The 15,414-nt window shown below is 70.2% G+C and carries 12 protein-coding genes; 6 read left to right on the top strand and 6 right to left on the bottom strand.

Going from position 1 to position 15,414, the window contains the following annotated elements:
• Positions 1-4: 4 nt before the first annotated feature.
• Positions 5-1,957, bottom strand: coding sequence for a von Willebrand factor type A domain-containing protein (locus NR798_RS30715; RefSeq protein ID WP_375766074.1), 1,953 nt, complete (start codon positions 1,955-1,957; stop codon positions 5-7).
• A 265-nt stretch (positions 1,958-2,222) separates the two neighbouring features.
• Between NR798_RS30715 and NR798_RS30710 the strand changes: the two genes are divergently transcribed.
• From NR798_RS30710 to NR798_RS30685, 6 genes are all read left to right on the top strand, one after another.
• Positions 2,223-3,467, top strand: a complete 1,245-nt coding sequence (locus tag NR798_RS30710) for an HlyD family secretion protein (protein WP_375766073.1) — start codon at positions 2,223-2,225, stop codon at positions 3,465-3,467.
• 53 nt (positions 3,468-3,520) lie between these two features.
• A complete protein-coding gene (locus NR798_RS30705; protein WP_375766072.1) occupies positions 3,521-4,216 on the top strand; it encodes an ABC transporter ATP-binding protein in 696 nt (231 codons plus the stop codon).
• A 33-nt stretch (positions 4,217-4,249) separates the two neighbouring features.
• Positions 4,250-6,673 carry an ABC transporter permease gene (locus tag NR798_RS30700; protein WP_375766071.1) on the top strand — a complete coding sequence of 808 codons (2,424 nt, stop codon included), beginning with the start codon at positions 4,250-4,252 and terminating at the stop codon, positions 6,671-6,673.
• Between the two features lie 18 nt (positions 6,674-6,691).
• The gene (locus tag NR798_RS30695; protein ID WP_375766070.1) at positions 6,692-7,369 is read left to right on the top strand and encodes an ABC transporter ATP-binding protein; all 678 of its coding nucleotides are present in this window, start codon (positions 6,692-6,694) and stop codon (positions 7,367-7,369) included.
• A gap of 127 nt (positions 7,370-7,496) precedes the next feature.
• Positions 7,497-8,915 (top strand): sigma-54-dependent transcriptional regulator, encoded by a 1,419-nt coding sequence (locus NR798_RS30690; RefSeq protein ID WP_375766069.1) that lies wholly within the window; start codon positions 7,497-7,499, stop codon positions 8,913-8,915.
• The gene (locus NR798_RS30685) at positions 8,912-10,258 is read left to right on the top strand and encodes a PAS domain-containing sensor histidine kinase (RefSeq protein ID WP_375766068.1); all 1,347 of its coding nucleotides are present in this window, start codon (positions 8,912-8,914) and stop codon (positions 10,256-10,258) included. Before NR798_RS30690 ends, NR798_RS30685 begins: the two co-directional genes overlap by 4 nt.
• A 3-nt stretch (positions 10,259-10,261) precedes the next feature.
• On the opposite strand, the gene NR798_RS30680 is transcribed toward NR798_RS30685, so the two are convergent.
• The 5 genes from NR798_RS30680 to NR798_RS30660 form a co-directional block, all read right to left on the bottom strand.
• Positions 10,262-12,487, bottom strand: coding sequence for an ATP-binding protein (locus tag NR798_RS30680; RefSeq protein WP_375766067.1), 2,226 nt, complete (start codon positions 12,485-12,487; stop codon positions 10,262-10,264).
• A 150-nt stretch (positions 12,488-12,637) separates the two neighbouring features.
• On the bottom strand, positions 12,638-13,900 hold the full coding sequence (locus tag NR798_RS30675; RefSeq protein WP_375766066.1) for a serine/threonine-protein kinase: 1,263 nt from the start codon (positions 13,898-13,900) through the stop codon (positions 12,638-12,640).
• Between the two features lie 93 nt (positions 13,901-13,993).
• Positions 13,994-14,287: a type II toxin-antitoxin system RelE/ParE family toxin gene (locus NR798_RS30670; protein ID WP_375766065.1), complete on the bottom strand. Its 294-nt coding sequence runs from the start codon at positions 14,285-14,287 to the stop codon at positions 13,994-13,996.
• A gap of 153 nt (positions 14,288-14,440) precedes the next feature.
• Complete coding sequence (locus tag NR798_RS30665) at positions 14,441-14,734, bottom strand: hypothetical protein (protein ID WP_375766064.1); 294 nt, start codon at positions 14,732-14,734, stop codon at positions 14,441-14,443.
• A gap of 80 nt (positions 14,735-14,814) precedes the next feature.
• On the bottom strand, positions 14,815-15,399 hold the full coding sequence (locus NR798_RS30660; protein WP_375766063.1) for a hypothetical protein: 585 nt from the start codon (positions 15,397-15,399) through the stop codon (positions 14,815-14,817).
• Positions 15,400-15,414: the final 15 nt, after the last annotated feature.

The following is a 15,414-nucleotide window of genomic DNA, read 5'->3' as shown; positions in this document are numbered from 1 at the left end:
CTCTCTACTTGATGACCGGGACGCGGTCGAAGTCCATGGAGACCACCGGCGCGAGCTGCTCGAAGCGATCCGTGCGCCGGTCCAGCGCCTGGGCCTTGCGGATGAGCGAGCCGAGCTCCCTCACGTCCGGCCGCTCGCGCAGGGGCTCGTCCAGCTCCTCCCACAGCGCGTGGAGCTGCTCCCAGGAGAGCGTGCGCATCCAGTAGGAGCCGCGCAGCTTCTCGGCGAAGGCGGCCGCCACGTAGGACAGGCGCGTGGGGGGCGCGGTGCGGCCGTACGCCGGCCTCAGGATGCTGGAGGGCAGGTGCTTCTCCAGCTCCCGCGAGTCGCCCCCTTGCGGCGCCTTGTAGCGGATGCGCAGCGTGGCGAAGGTGTCGGTGGGCTCGCGCAGCTTCACCTCGTAGATGGCGGTGACGCTATGGCCCGCGCCCACCTCGCCCGCGTCCACCCGGTCATCGGTGAACTGCTCCTTGGCGAGCATCCGGTTCTCGTAGCCCACCAGCCGGTAGCGGGCCACGGCCTTGCGGTCGAACTCGAGCTGCAGCTTCACGTCCTTGGCCACCACCTGGAGGGTGCCGGTGAGGTTCTGCACGAAGATGCGGCGCGCCTCCTCCAGCTTGTCCACGTACGCGTAGTTGCCCTCGCCCACCTGGGCCAGCCGCTCCATCAGCACGTCATTGTAGTTGCCCATGCCGAAGCCGATGGTGGTCAGGGTGATGCCCCGCGCGGCCTGGCCGCGCACCCGCTCCCAGATGCCGTCCGCGTCCGTAATGCCGTTGTTGGCGACCCCGTCCGAGCACAGGATGACGCGGTTGATGCCGCCCTCGATCAGGTGCTCGGAGGCCATCGCATAGCCCAGCTCGATGCCGGCCTGGGCGTTGGTGGCGCCATCGGAGGAGAGCCTGTCGATGGCGGCCAGCAACTCGTGTTTCCTCGCGGCGCTCGTGGGCCCGAGCACCGGGTGCGCGGTCGAGCCGTAGACGGCGATGGACACCCGGTCGCGCTCGTCCAGCTCGTCCACCAGCAGCCGCAGCGCCTGCTTCACCAGCCCGAGCCGGTTCTCGATGTTCATGGAGCCGGACACGTCGATGACGAACACGAGGTGGGCGGGCTTGCGCTGCTGGCGGCTCACCTCACGCGCCTTCAGGCCGATGTGCACCACGTGGTAGCCCTTGCGGCTGGGCGAGGGGAACCCCTCCACGTGCACGCTGAAGGGCGCCTCGGGGTCGCTCTTGTAGCCGTAGTCGAAGCTGTTGACGAACTCCTCCACCCGCACCGCCTGCTCGTCGGGCAGCGCCCCGCGCTCCAGGTAGCCGCGCGTCAGCGCGTAGGAGGCCCTGTCCACGTCCACGGAGAAGGTGGAGAAGCGCTCCTCCTCCGTGTCGATGGTCGGGTTCACCCCGTAGCTCTTGAAGTACATGTCCGAGAAGGGCTGCGGGGAAAGCGCCGCGATGCGCTCGGGCGGCGGGGGAGCCGCCGCGGTGGGGTTGGAGGGCGGGGGTGGCGGGGGCGGCGGGCTGGCGTTCTTCCGGCCTCCGAAGAAGTCGCTGATGCTCCGGCCGATGGCGCCGAAGTCGAGCGGGGGCGCACCGCTGCCCGAGCTCGCCACCACGATCTCCTCGGCGAAGCTCTCGGGCAGCAACTGCACGTTCACGCGGACGGTGCGATCCAGACGCACCGGAATCTCCGAGCGCGTGAAGGGGCGGAAGAACTCCTTGTCGAAGCGCAGCGTGTAGACGCCGGGCGGAAGCTGGGGGATGCGGAAGTTGCCGTTCGCGTCCGTCACCACGACCTGCTCGCCCTGGAGGTTGGGGGAGGTCGCGGTGACCACCACGTCCTGGAGGGGCTTCTTGTCGTCGGCGCTGGAGACCGTGCCGATGATGACGCTATCGGCCAAGGCTGGCGCGGAGAGCAGCAGGAGGACACAGCAGAGGGCGCTTCGCAGGGCGTGCTTCATCGTCGGGGCCACCTCGGACAACGGGAGACACGCCCCATCATCCGGATGCGGACCGCATGGTGCCTCATGCGGGGCTCCGCTCTTCATCATCGTTTCATCACGCGCGCCCGGCCGTGGGGCGAGGGGGCTGGGGGGGTGTTCGTTCCTGGGACGACGCTTTCCACAACCGGGCAGCCGTCCTCGGAGCCCCCCCGTGCCCGTGAGTGATTCCGAGGGGTTGCGGGGCTGATCGGTCCTGGCACGGCCTTCGCTCTAGGGCCCGGACGTGGACATTCCCAAGAAACCCAAGACCCGTCGCAAGCCCTGGCTCCTCGCGGGCCTCGGCGTGCTCGTGCTCATCGGCGTGACGATGGGCCTCTCCCGGCTCCGGGCCGCGGCTCCCACGGTGGAGCGGGGCACGGTGTGGCTCGACACGGTGAAGCGCGGGCCGATGATCCGCCAGGTCAAGGGCGCGGGCACGCTGGTACCCGAGCACATCCGCTGGCTCACCGCCGACACCGCGGGCCGCGTCGAGCGCATCCACGTGCGGCCCGGTACGCCCGTGGAGCCGGGGACGATGCTGCTCGAGCTGTCCAACCCGGACGTCCAGCTGCAGGCCCTGGAGGCCGAGCGCCAGCTCGCCAGCGCGGAGGCCGAGCTCATCGCCCTGCGCACCAACCTGGAGACGCAGCGCATCTCCCAGTCGGCCACCATCGCCACCCTGGAGACCGAGGCCACCAACGCCGAGAGCCAGGCCGAGGCCACCGTGGCGCTGATGGACCGCTCCTTCGTGCCGAAGCTGGAGCTCCAGCAGGTGAAGGGCAGGGCGGGCGAGCTGACCACGCGGCTCGGCCTCGAGCGCCAGCGCCTCTCGGTGCTCCAGTCCAGCACGCGCGAGCAGCTCGCGGCGCAGCAGGGGCAGATCGAGCGGCTGAAGGCCGTGGCGCGCTTCCGCCGCACGCAGGTGGAGTCCATGCAGGTGAAGGCGGGGGAGGGCGGGGTGCTCTCGGAGCTTCCGCTGGAGCTGGGGCAATGGGTGACGCCGGGCACCGTACTGGCCAAGGTGGTGAAGCCCGAGAAGCTGAAGGCGGAGCTGCGCATCGCGGAGACGCAGGCGCGGGACATCCAGGTGGGCCAGCGGGCGGAAGTGGACACGCGCAACGGGGTGGTGGTGGGCACGGTGGCGCGCATCGCTCCGGCGGCCAGCCAGGGCACGGTGCGCGTGGAGGTGATGCTCACGGGCGAGCTGCCCAAGGGCGCGCGGCCGGATCTCACCGTGGAGGGCACGGTGGAGCTGGAGCGGCTGGGCCAGGTGCTGTCCATGGGGCGGCCCGCGGGCGCTCAGCCCAACGCCACGGTGTCGCTCTTCAAGCTGGTGCCGGGCAGTGACGAGGCGGTGCGGGTTCCGGTGCAGCTCGGCCGGGGCTCGGTGAATTCCATCGAGGTCGTTCAGGGCCTCGCCGAGGGAGACCAGGTGGTGCTCTCGGACATGACCGCGTGGGACGCGGTGGATCGGGTGAGGCTGCGATGATGGCGATGACCGCGGTAAAGACTCAGGAGACGGCTCCGGTGGAAACTCCTTCGATGGCTCAGCAGAAGGCCCTCTTGCAGCTCGAGGGCATCACGAAGGTCTTCGAGACGGAGGAGGTGGAGACGCACGCGCTCGCCGACGTCCACTTCACGGTGCGGCCCGGCGAGTGGGTCTCCATCGTGGGGCCCTCGGGCTCCGGCAAGACGACGCTGCTGGCCCTGCTGGGGCTGCTGGACACGGCGTCCAAGGGCACCTACCTGCTGGATGGCCGGTCGGTGTTGGACCTCTCCCCGGCGGAGCGGGCGCTGGTGCGCAACCAGCACATCGGCTTCATCTTCCAGAGCTTCAACCTGATCGGCGACCTGTCCGTCTACGAGAACGTGGAGCTGCCGCTCACCTACCGCGGCATGCCGGCGGACGAGCGCCGCCAGCGCGTGGAGCGGGCGCTGGAGCGGGTGGGGATGGGCCACCGGGCGCGGCACATGCCGGGGCAGCTCTCCGGCGGTCAGCAGCAGCGCGTGGCCGTGGCGCGCGCCGTGGCGGGAGATCCGCTCATCCTCCTGGCCGACGAGCCCACCGGTAACCTCGACTCCAAGAATGGCGAGCAGGTGATGCAGCTGCTCTCCGAGCTCCACAAGGGCGGCGCCACCCTCATCATGGTGACGCACGATCCGAACCAGGCGCGGCTCGGTACGCGCATGGTGAGCCTCTTCGACGGCCGCGTCGTCCAGGACGAGCGCCTCCGCTGATCCCCTGACGTCCTCCTCCCTTCGGGAACCCCCATGGACACCTTCCTCCAGGATGCGCGCTTCGCGCTGCGCCTGCTCCGCAAGAGCCCGGGCTTCACGCTGGCGGCCGTCATCACGCTGGCGCTCGGCATCGGCGCCAACACCGCCATCTTCAGCGTGGTGAATGGCGTGCTGCTGCGCCCGTTGCCGTACCAGGCCCCCGAGCAGCTCGTCTTCATCCAGGAAGGCACGCCCAGCTTCCCGTCGATGAGCGTCAGCATTCCCAACTTCATGGACTGGAGGTCGGGCCAGCGGAGCTTCTCGGACCTGGCCGCCTTCCGGACCGGGGCCTTCGATCTCACCGGGGTGGACGTCCCCGAGCGGCTCGGGACGCGGCTGGTGAGCGCCTCGTTCCTGCCGTTGCTGGGCGTGAATCCCGCGCTGGGGCGCAACTTCCTTCCCGAGGAGGACGTGCTCGGCGGGCCCCCGGTGGTGATGCTCTCCCATGGTTTCTGGATGCGGCGCTTCGGTCAGGACCGGAACATCCTCGGCAAGAGCCTGACCCTCAATGGCGTGCCGCACACCGTGGTGGGCGTCCTGCCCGAGGACTTCCAGTTCTACACGGCCCAGGACATCTGGGTGCCCCTGGCCCGGACGGAGGCCCGCTTCTTCGAGCAGCGGGGCAACCATCCGGGCATGTACGTGCTGGGCCGGCTCAAGCCCGGGGTGACGCTGGAGCAGGCGCGGGCGGACCTCGAGGGCATCGGCCGCCAGCTGCAGGAGGCCCATCCAGACTCCAACAGCAAGGTGCTGCCGCGCCTCTCGATGTTCCATGACCGGCTCGTGAGGGACCTGCGTCCCAGCCTGCTGGCCCTCATGGCGGCGGTCGCCTTCGTGCTGCTGATCGCCGCCATCAACGTGGTCAACCTGCTGCTGGCCCGCGGCACGGCGCGCCAGCGCGAGCTGGTCATCCGGGCCTCGCTCGGAGCAGGGCGTGGCCGGCTCATCCGCCAGATGCTGGTGGAGTCCGCGCTGCTGGCGCTGGTGGGCGGTGGGTTCGGGCTGGTGCTCGCCCTGTGGGGCGTGGACGTGATCGCGGCCTCTCGGCCGGAGGGCATTCCCTCCACCGCGACCTTCTCCGTGGACGGCACGGTGCTGGGCTTCACGCTCGTGCTGTCGCTCGGAGTGGGGGTGCTGCTCGGCCTCCTCCCGGCGCTCCGGGCCAGCCAGGTGTCGCTGGTGGAGACGCTGAAGGACACGGGCTCGGGGGCCGCTCGCTTCCGGGGCCGGGCTCGCGACGCGCTGGTGGTGGCCGAGGTCGCCCTGGCGCTCACGCTGCTGGTGGGGGCGGGGTTGCTGACGCGCACCTTCGTCCAGCTCAAGGGGCTGGATCTGGGCTTCAAGCCCGAGAACGTGCTGACCCTGCGCATGTCCGCGCCGGAGAGCCGCTTCCCCGGCCCGGCGGCGCTGCGCAATTTCGTCGAGCAGTCGCGCGAGCGGCTGCAGGCGATGCCCGGCGTGAAGTCGGCCACGTACTCCAACGGAATGCCGCTGATCGGGTTCTCCGACACGAGCTTCCGGATCGCGGGCCGGCCGCCTCCCGAGAAGGGCGAGGCGCCGCAGTCGGTCATGTTCATCACCGCCTCCAACTACTTCGAGGCCATGGGCATCCCGCTGTTGGAGGGCCGGAGCTTCGGGCCGGAAGATCACCTGGGCAGCACGCCGGTGATCGTGGTGGACGAGGTGCTGGCGAAGCGCTTCTTCCCCGGGCAGAGCGCGGTGGGACAGCGGCTCCTCACCCAGGGCGACAAGGAGTTCGAGATCATCGCCGTGGCGAAGCACCTCGTGGCCTATGGCCCCGGAGAGCCGGAGCCCGCGCCCTTCCAGTTCTACATTCCCTTCCAGCAGGTGCCGGACCAGTTCGTGACCCAGGTGGGCCGCTCGCTGACGCTGGCCGTCCGGGGCGACGGCGACGCCGACGCGCTGGTGCCTCGGGTGCGCGAGGAGTTCAAGGCGATGGACCCGGATCAGGCGCTGTCGGGGCTGGCGTCCATGGACTCGGTGGTGGAGACCTCCCTGGCGGATCGCCGGTTCGTGCTGGGACTGGTGGGCCTGTTCGCCGTGCTGGCCCTGGTGCTCTCGAGCATCGGCATCTACAGCGTGATGTCCTATACGGTGGCGCTGCGCACCCGGGAGATGGGCATCCGCATGGCGCTCGGGGCGCGCGAGATGGATGTGGTGCGCCTGGTGGTGGGCTACGGGGTGCGGCTGGCGGTCATCGGCGTCGTCATCGGCGCGGTGGCGGCGGGCGTGCTCACCCGGTTGCTCGACAGTCTGGTGCAGGGCGTGGGGACGACGGATCCGCTGACCTTTGGCGGGACGGCGGTGCTGCTGGGCGGCGTGGCCGTGCTCGCGAGCTGGGTGCCGGCACGCCGCGCGGTGAAGGTGGACCCCGCCCAGACGCTCCGCGCCGAGTGAATGCAACGAGCGAGCATCATGCCCGAACCCCTCATCTCCCTTCGTGACGTCGAGAAGTCCTACCCCCTGGCGGGAGGCCGCTCCTGGGTGCTGCGCCGCATCGGGCTGGACATCCACCCCGGTGAGTTCATCACGCTGATGGGCCCCTCCGGCGCGGGCAAGTCCACGCTGTTGTCCATCCTGGGCCTGCTCGATGCCGAGTGGCAGGGCCAGTACTTCCTGGACGGCCAGGCGGTGCACTCCCTGGGCGCGAAGGCGCGCGGCGAGCTGTCGAAGCGCACCATCGGCTTCGTCTTCCAGCAGTACCACCTGCTCGACAGCCTCACCGTGGCGGAGAACCTCGAGGTGCCGCTCTCGTACCGGGATCTCAAGCGCTCCGAGCGCGAGGCACTGGTGGGCGACATGCTCGACCGCTTCCAGTTGGTGGGGAAGAAGGACCTGTACCCCCACCAGCTCTCCGGCGGGCAGCAGCAGGTGGTGGGCATCGCGCGCGCCCTCATCGCCAACCCCAAGGTGCTGCTCGCCGACGAGCCCACCGGCAACCTGCACTCCACCCAGGCGAAGCAGATCATGGAGATGTTCCAGGCCCTCAACCGCACCGGCACCACCGTGGTGCAGGTGACGCACTCCGAGGCCAATGCCGCCTACGGCCACCGCGTCGTGCAGCTCGCCGACGGGTGGATCCAGCAGGCCTGAGCCCCCCAGGAGGGAGGGGCTGCACCTGCCCGCTCCCTCGCCGCCCCACCCAGAGCGGAGCCGGGCCCTTCCGTTTTCCCTCTGGGCCACTGCTTCTGGCAGAGTCTCCTCCTCCCAGGTGTCCGCCGTGTCCGAGCCCGCCTCCGCCACTCCCGCCCCCGCCAGCGCGCCTCAGCCGCGCATCCTCATCGCCGACGACCAGGCCGATGTGCTGGAGGCGTTGCGCTTCCTGCTCAAGCGCGATGGGTACGTCATCCACACCGCCCAGTCCCCGGCCGGTGTCCTGGCCACGTTGGAATCCGAGGACGTGGACGTGCTGCTGATGGATCTCAACTACGCGCGGGACACCACGTCCGGGCGCGAGGGGTTGGATCTGCTCGCGCGCGTGCGCCAGTTGGACTCCTCGCTGCCGGTGGTGGTGATGACGGCGTGGGGCAGTGTGGAGGGCGCGGTGGAGGCCATGCGCGGCGGCGCGCGCGACTACGTGCAGAAGCCGTGGGACAACACGCGGCTGCTGGCCACGCTGCGCACCCAGCTCGAGCTGGGCCGGGCGCTGCGCCGCTCGCGCCGGTTGGAGGAGGAGAACACCCACCTGCGCAAGGGCGGGGAGCGTCCCACCTTCGTTGGCGAGTCCCGGGCCATGCAGCCCATCCGCCGCATGGTGGAGCGCGTGGCGCCTTCGGGAGCCAACGTCCTCATCACCGGCGAGCACGGCACGGGCAAGGAAGTGGTGGCGCGGTGGATCCACACCGCCTCGGGCCGTCCCGAGCGCCCCTTCGTCGCCGTCAACTCGGGAGGCCTGTCCGAGGGCATCTTCGAGAGCGAGCTGTTCGGCCACGTGAAGGGCGCCTTCACGGACGCGAAGACGGACCGCATCGGCTGCTTCGAGCTGGCCGACGGGGGCACGCTCTTCCTGGACGAGATCGGCAACATGCCGCTCACGCAGCAGGCCAAGCTGCTGCGCGTGCTGCAGACGGGCGAGCTGCACCCGGTGGGCTCCTCCAAGGTGCGCCGGGTGTCGGTGCGCGTCGTCTCGGCGACGAACGTGGACCTGTCCAAGGCGGTGGCCGAGGGCCGCTTCCGCGAGGACCTGCTCTACCGCCTCAACACGGTGGAGGTGCACCTGCCGCCGTTGAGGGAGCGGCGCGAGGACATCGCCCTGCTGACGGCGCACTTCCTCAACATCCACGGCCAGCGTTACGGGCGCTCGGGCCTGAAGCTGTCGCCGTCCGCGCTGGACGCGCTGATGGCCTACGCGTGGCCCGGCAACGTGCGCGAGTTGGAGCACGCGGTGGAGCGCGCGCTGCTCATGGCCGGCACGGACGAGGTGACGGCGGAGGACTTCCTCCTGCGCCGTGGCGGTGGCGGCCGCGAGGCCCAGGCCCGCCTGGAGGAGATGACGCTGGAGGAGGTGGAGCGCTACCTCATCGAGCGCTCGCTGGGCCGGCACGAGGGCAATGTCAGTGACGCGGCGAAGGCGCTCGGTCTGTCGCGCAGCGCGCTCTACCGCCGCATGCAGTACTACGGCATCAAGGGCGCGCGGTGAGCCGGCGCAAGCCGCTCGCGCACGACATCCACATCTTCCTGCTGGCGCTGCTGGCGGGACTGCCGGGCTCCGTCACCGCGCTCGCGCTCCTGTGGGGCGGAGACGCGAGCGCGAAGGTCTGCTGGACGCTCTCCGTCCTCGTGTTGGGCGTGCACCTGGGGGCGGCGCTCTCCGTGCGCGAGCGCGTCACCCGGCCGCTACAGACGGTGGCCAACCTGCTCGCGGCCCTGCGCGAGGGGGACTACTCGGTGCGCGGGCGCGGCGCGCGGGGGGGAGAGCCCCTGGGCGAGGTGTACCTGGAGACCAACACCCTGGCCGAGACGCTGCGCGAGCAGCGGCTGGGTGCCATGGAAGCCGACGTGCTCCTCACCCAGGTGATGCAGGAGATCGACGTCGCGGTGTTGACCTTCGATGCCGAGGGGACGCTGAAGCTCGTCAACCGCGCCGGGGAGCGGCTGCTCGGGTTGCCCCGCGCGCGGTTGATGAACCAGAAGGCGGAGGGGCTCGGGCTGGCGGAGCTGCTGGAGGGCCCGGTGCCGCGGCGGCTCGCGCGCACCTTCGCGGTGGAGGGCGGGCCGTACGAGCTGCGCCGGGGGACGTTCCGGCAGGGCGGACTGCCCCACCAGTTGGTGGTGCTCGCGGATCTGCGGCTGGCGCTGCGCGAGGAGGAGCGCGAGGCGTGGCGGCGGATGGTGCGGGTGCTGAGCCATGAGATCAACAACTCGCTGGCGCCCATCCACTCCATCTCGGATTCGCTCAAGGACTCGCTGACGCAGGTGCCGCGCGCGGCGGACTGGGAGGAGGACGCGCGGATGGGCCTGGGCATCATCGCGCGGCGCAGCGAGTCGCTGGGGCGCTTCATGTCCGCCTATGCCCGGCTGGCACGCCTGCCGCCGCCGAGGCTCTCGCCGCTGGAGGTGGACCCCTGGGTGCGGCGGGTGGCGGCGCTGGAGACGCGGTTGCCGGTGGAGGTGCGCCCGGGGCCCATGCTCGCGGTGAGCGCGGACGGCGATCAGCTGGAGCAGCTGCTCATCAACCTGGTGCGCAACGCGGTGGACGCGGCGCGCGAGCGCCAGGGCAGGGTGTGGGTGTCGTGGACGGCCCCGTCGGCGGATGCGGTGGAGGTCTGGGTGGAGGACGAGGGCCCGGGCCTGGCGGACACGGCCAACCTCTTCGTGCCCTTCTTCACGACGAAGCCGGAGGGCAGTGGCATCGGCCTGGCGCTCAGCCGGCAGATCGCCGAGGCGCATGGGGGCAGCCTGCGCCTGGAGAACCGGACGGAGGGCCCGGGATGCCGCGCGCGGCTGCGGCTGCCGTTGAACGCGCCCGGGCTGCGGCGCTGAGCTTCAGCGCTGCGCGGTGGGCAGGCGGATGGTGAAGGTGCTGCCCTGGCCCGGCTGGCTCTGCACGTCGATGCGGCCCTTGTGCTTCGCGATGATGCCGTAGCTCACGGACAGCCCCAGCCCCGTGCCCTGGCCGCGTGGCTTGGTGGTGAAGAAGGGGGTGAAGAGCTTGGAGATCGTCTCCTGCGTCATCCCCTTGCCGGTGTCGGCGATCTCCACCACCACCTCGCTGCCCTCGTGCCGGGTGCGGATGCGGATCTCCCCCCGCGTCTCGATCGCCTGGGCCGCGTTGACGAGCAGGTTGGTGAACACCTGGGAGATCTGCGTGGGGTGGCAGCTCACGGGCGGCAGCGGCCCGAAGTCGCGCTTCACCTCGCATTTGTACTTCAGCTCGTTCCAGACGATCTTCAGCGTGGAGGCCATCTCCGTGTTCACGTCCACCAGCTGCGGCTCGCCCGTGTCCTCGCGCGCGAACGAGCGCAGGCTCTGGGCGATCTCCTTGATGCGCCGGGTGCCCGCCAGCGACTCCTCGATGAGCTCCGGCATGTCGCTGAGCAGGTAGTCCACCTCCTCCTGCTTCCACAGCTCGCCCATGCGCTCGAGCAGCTCCGCGCTGGTGCCAGCCGGCTGCGACAGCAGCTCGCGCTGCAGCTGCAGCAGCGGGGTGAGCGAGGAGACGTATTGATCGAGCGTCCCCAGGTTGCTCATCACGTAGCTGACCGGGTTGTTGATCTCATGCGCGACGCCGGCGGCCATCTGCCCCAGCGAGGCCATCTTCTCGGCCTGGATGAGCTGGGCCTGCTGCTCCTCCAGCTCGATGGTGGCCTTGAGCAGCTTCTCGCTGCGGTTGCGCACCAGCTCCTCGAGGCTGTCGCGGTGGCGCCGCAGCTCCTCCTCCTGCTGCAGCAGGCGCGCCTCGGACAGCTTGCGCTCGGTGATGTTGCGGATGATGGACACGGCCTCGTCCTGGCTACTGCGGACGATGCGGGCCTCGTAGTACTCGCGCCCGCTGGGCATGTCCAAGGCGTATTCGAAGACCTCCAGGGTGCCTTCCCGGATGGCGCGCCCCAGGTGCATGAACATCTTGTCGAGCAGGGGGTTGGGGAAGGGCAGCTGGCGCATGTTGCTGCCGATGAGGGACTCGGGGGAGACGGCCAGGTCCTCGGGCTTGGGGGCGTGGTAGTCCAGGTAGGTGCCATCCGCGCTCTGGCGCAGGACGATGTCCGGCAGGGTGCGGATCAGCGCACGCAGGCGCTCCTCGGTGCGCTTCTGGGTGGTGATGTCCACGTTGGTGCCCACCATGCGCAGCGGGCGGCCCTGCTCGTCGCGAGTCACCACCCGGGCCCGGGTCAGCACCCAGGTCCAGTTGCCATCCTTGCGCAGCAGGCGTTGCTCTCGCTCGATGAGCGGAATGGCACCCGACAGATGCTCCTGGACGAGCCGCTCGGACGCGGCCTCGTCGTCGGGATGGCACAGGCGGACCCACGTGGCTTGAGTGTGCTCCAGCTCGCCCTCGGCGTAGCCCAGCATGCCCAGCCAGGCCCGGTTCGCGAACAGCCGGCCCGTGGGCATGTCCAGGTCCCACAGCCCATCCTGCACGCTGTCCATCATCAGCCGCAGGCGTTCGGCCAGCAGCCGCACGCGCTCGGCGCTCGCCTCCTGCGTCTGGCGCAGCTCCTGCTCGGCCCGGCGCCGCCGCTGCTCCTGGCGCCCGCCGGCGAGCAGTCCCCCGCAGGCCTCGAGGAAGGGCTGGAGGAAGTCGAGGAGGCCGGTGTCGTAGCCGCCCGGGCGCTGGGCGAGCCCGAGCACGCCCATCCGCTCGCCCCCGGACTCCAGCGGCAGCCCGAGGAAGGTGTGCGGCGAGCCGGGGCCTCCGGACACCACGGGCGCTCCCGTGGTGAAGACGGCTCCCACGAGCGCGCGCAGATCGCCCGGCTCCTGGCCCGGTGCGTCCCGCCGCGGGGGAAGCTCCCACGCGGTGCCGGCCTCTTCTCGCGGAAGGCTGGCCAGCAGCAGGAGCGAGGGCGGGCTGCCGCCGGTGGCGCTCAGCTCGCCGATGACGCCGGACGTGCTGTGCGTCAGCTCCAGCACCACCGTGAGCAGCCGCTGGAGCAGCTCGCGCGGCTCTTCCCCGCGGATGAAGTCCGCCTGGGCCCGGGTGAGCGCCCGCAGCAGCGTGTTGCTGGCCCGAAGCATCTCCTCGGCGGAGCTCTCGCCACCGGTGGTCACACCGGACGGATCCCGGGAGACCAGAGCTGGGCCTTGGGGGAGGGAGGGCATGGAACGGAACCTTGGGAGAGTGCGGCGACGGCGTCCGGGGCCGGAAATCTACCTGAAGTCTCCTGGAGTTACACGTCTCCGTGCCCGGGACGCCAGGTGTCAGCCGAAGAACACCAGCAGCAGATGGCCCAGGGAGGCGAGTACCACCGCGGCGGCCGTCGTGCAGGCGGCGGTGAGGAGGACGGGATGCTTGTCCACCGAGCGGAGGGCCTCGTGCAGCCCGCGCTTCATCAGCGTCCGCTGGCACTGGACGTGGATGCGCCCCTCCATGACGCCCTGGAGCACCATCATCATCTCGTCGACGGACTGGTAGCGCTGCTCCGGCTCCTTCGCGAAGCCCTTGTGGAGGAACCAGCGCAGCTCGGAGGGCACCGGCGGCTGGTGCGGATTCGAGCCGTCGGCGAACACCGGGGGCGCCTCCTTCTGCACGCCCTCGAGCACCTCGGCCAGCGACTCACGCCCGTCCAGGTAGTGGCGCAGGAAGAGCAACTCGTGGAAGACCACGGCGAGGCTGTAGGTGTCGCTGCGCTCGTCGACGGCGTCGTGCTGTCCCCGGGCCTGCTCGGGAGACATGTAGAAGGGCGTTCCCACCACGGCGCCCAGCTGCGTCTGGAGCGAGGCCGCGTCGCGCAGGCTGGAGGGCGCGCCGCCCGTGGACTGCGCGGTTTGCGCCGAGCCCTCCGGGGTGCGCACGCGCCGCGCCAGGCCCCAGTCCATCACGGTGACCTCGCCGTAGGGCCCCACCATGATGTTGGCGGGCTTGAGGTCGCGGTGGATGAAGCCCTTGCGGTGCGCGTACGCCAGCGCGTTGAGCACGCCCTGAAAGAGCTGCACGCGCATGGGGAAGGTGAAGCGCGCGTGCGTGGCGCGGTCCCCCTGGCGCAGCTTGTGGATGATGGTCTCGAGCGTGTCGCCCTGCAGGTGCTTCATCACGAAGAAGTAGCGGCCGTTCTGGTCGATACCGACGTCGTGCACCGGGACGATGTTGGGGTGATCCAGCTGCCCGATGGTGCGGATCTCCTCCACGAAGCGCAGGACGCGATCCAGATCGTTCGTGTCCGTCAGGCGCTTGAGGGCCACCATCCGCTCGATGTCATGGTCCTTGAGCAGCACCACCTCGCCCATGCCGCCCTGGCCCAGCGGACGCATCTCCTCGAAGCGCTCGCGCTCGAAGGGGACCACGTTGGGCTTGTCTCCGGTCCACTCCACCCGGGGGAGCACCGTGCTGCGCCGCGCCACGGCCGACGCCGGAGGGCTCTGGGGCAGGGTTACGGATGCGGGAGCGTTCCCGGGCTGGGAGGCCGGGGAGATGAAGGTGGCATCCAGGCTGGCGTTCGGGACGTATCGGAGCGTGTCCGTCATGGGGTTCCCTGAATAACAGAACCTCCGCCGTCATGCCCGGCTGCCTGCTCCCTTCCCGCGTCTTGTCGCGTGTTTGCCTACACCGGGCCCGCCCTACCTCTCCTGAGGCAGGCGGCGTGCGACCTCGCGCAGGGTGACGCGTTTGCGCTCGGGCTCCATGTCGTAGACCACGACGTACTCTCCCACCACGAGCGAGAGCGACGTGAGCAGGCACACGGTCTTGAGGAGCGCCAGCGGGTGCGGTCCCAGGTTCGCCAGCCGGGCCGCGACCGCATCCAGCTCGTTGCGGACGCGCCGGTAGGTCTCCAGCGGCAGATGGGAGAGCTGCTTCCAGGCCCCGGAGGACACCTCGATGCTGTAGACGGTGACGTTCTCGGAGAGGCTCATCACGGGGATGGCTGGAGCACAAACCACGCCAACCCGTTTTCCCGGTGGGTTCGGCACCTGGCTGCGGGGCGCCCCCCTGAAATCATGGAGTTTTTTCAGGAAGAGAGGTGAAGGAGTTACCCGCTGCTCGCCGTGCGCGGCTGCCAGGGTCCTTCAATACGCCGGGAACGCCAGGGAGCGGCCCGCCTCGAAGCGGGGATCCTTCTGGAGCGACTCCAACACGCCGGAGGTGCAGTGGAGCGTCACCAGGGGAATGCTGCCCGGGTCGCTGACCCATTTCACCGAGTCCATCAGCGCATGGGACTGGAGGTAGCTCAGCACGGTGTCGCGAAACCGCTCACCCTGGGCGCACGCCGCCGCGTGGACGGCCGTGCGGTCCCGCTGGGGCGCGGGGCGATAGTGGGCCGCTGGCTCTTCCCGGGGCATGACAATGGTTTCGATCCACATGCTGAGCCTCCGGTCTCAAGAGCCAAGAAAAGCGGTCATTAGATTATCGCAAGTGACGGGTTTTGGGTTGCGTCATTTTCTCATTTCTCACCGGTGACCTGTGGGGCTCCCGGCGCAGAGGGACTCGTGGCCAGCGCCGTGTTGAGCGATGACCAGATGCGCGAGGCCTGGGGCGAGTCGGCCTTGCCATTCACGGCGGCGAGCACCCGGCCCTGGGCGTCGAGGGCGAAGACGTAGGGCTCCTGGCCGGAGCCGAGTCCGAGCGTGCCGGCCAGGGCGCCATTGCGGTCGAGCAGGGTGTCATCCCAGAAGGCGCGGGGGACCTGCTCCTGCACGCGGTGGCGCACCGTCCCCATGCCCACGAAGAAGGGCAGGTGGAGGGAGATGATGGACTCGCGTTGGATGTGCTCGGAGGCGTGCTGATCGGCGGCCGCGAACCACCGCCGCATCTCCTCACCGGCGTCCTTGTCGGTGATGGCGACGAGCAGCGTGGGCCGGCCCTGGTACTCCTGGCTCGAGTGCTCCTGGCCGAGGAGATCCTTGCCCGTGAAGCGGGGCAGGGGCTGGCCCGTACGGGGCCTGTCCGCCGCCCCCGCGGGAAGCGCCAGGGCGCTGGCCGTGAGCAGCACCTTCCACCAGACACCGGGTCCTCGAAGCTCCGGCATGCACTCCTCCTCCTG

This window comes from Archangium gephyra (genome assembly GCF_042230915.1).
Taxonomy (GTDB): Bacteria; Myxococcota; Myxococcia; order Myxococcales; family Myxococcaceae; genus Archangium; species Archangium gephyra_B.
Note: the sequence above shows the minus strand (reverse complement) of the source record. Positions and strands in the feature narration are given on the sequence as shown.

Coding starts and splice junctions, on each gene's coding strand:
- NR798_RS30705 (WP_375766072.1), top strand. CDS start 3,521: ATGGCTCAGCAGAAGGCCCTCTTGCAGCTCGAGGGCATCACGAAGGTC.
- NR798_RS30695 (WP_375766070.1), top strand. CDS start 6,692: ATGCCCGAACCCCTCATCTCCCTTCGTGACGTCGAGAAGTCCTACCCC.
- NR798_RS30675 (WP_375766066.1), bottom strand. CDS start 13,900: ATGACGGACACGCTCCGATACGTCCCGAACGCCAGCCTGGATGCCACC.
- NR798_RS30715 (WP_375766074.1), bottom strand. CDS start 1,957: ATGAAGCACGCCCTGCGAAGCGCCCTCTGCTGTGTCCTCCTGCTGCTC.
- NR798_RS30665 (WP_375766064.1), bottom strand. CDS start 14,734: ATGTGGATCGAAACCATTGTCATGCCCCGGGAAGAGCCAGCGGCCCAC.
- NR798_RS30700 (WP_375766071.1), top strand. CDS start 4,250: ATGGACACCTTCCTCCAGGATGCGCGCTTCGCGCTGCGCCTGCTCCGC.
- NR798_RS30670 (WP_375766065.1), bottom strand. CDS start 14,287: ATGAGCCTCTCCGAGAACGTCACCGTCTACAGCATCGAGGTGTCCTCC.
- NR798_RS30660 (WP_375766063.1), bottom strand. CDS start 15,399: ATGCCGGAGCTTCGAGGACCCGGTGTCTGGTGGAAGGTGCTGCTCACG.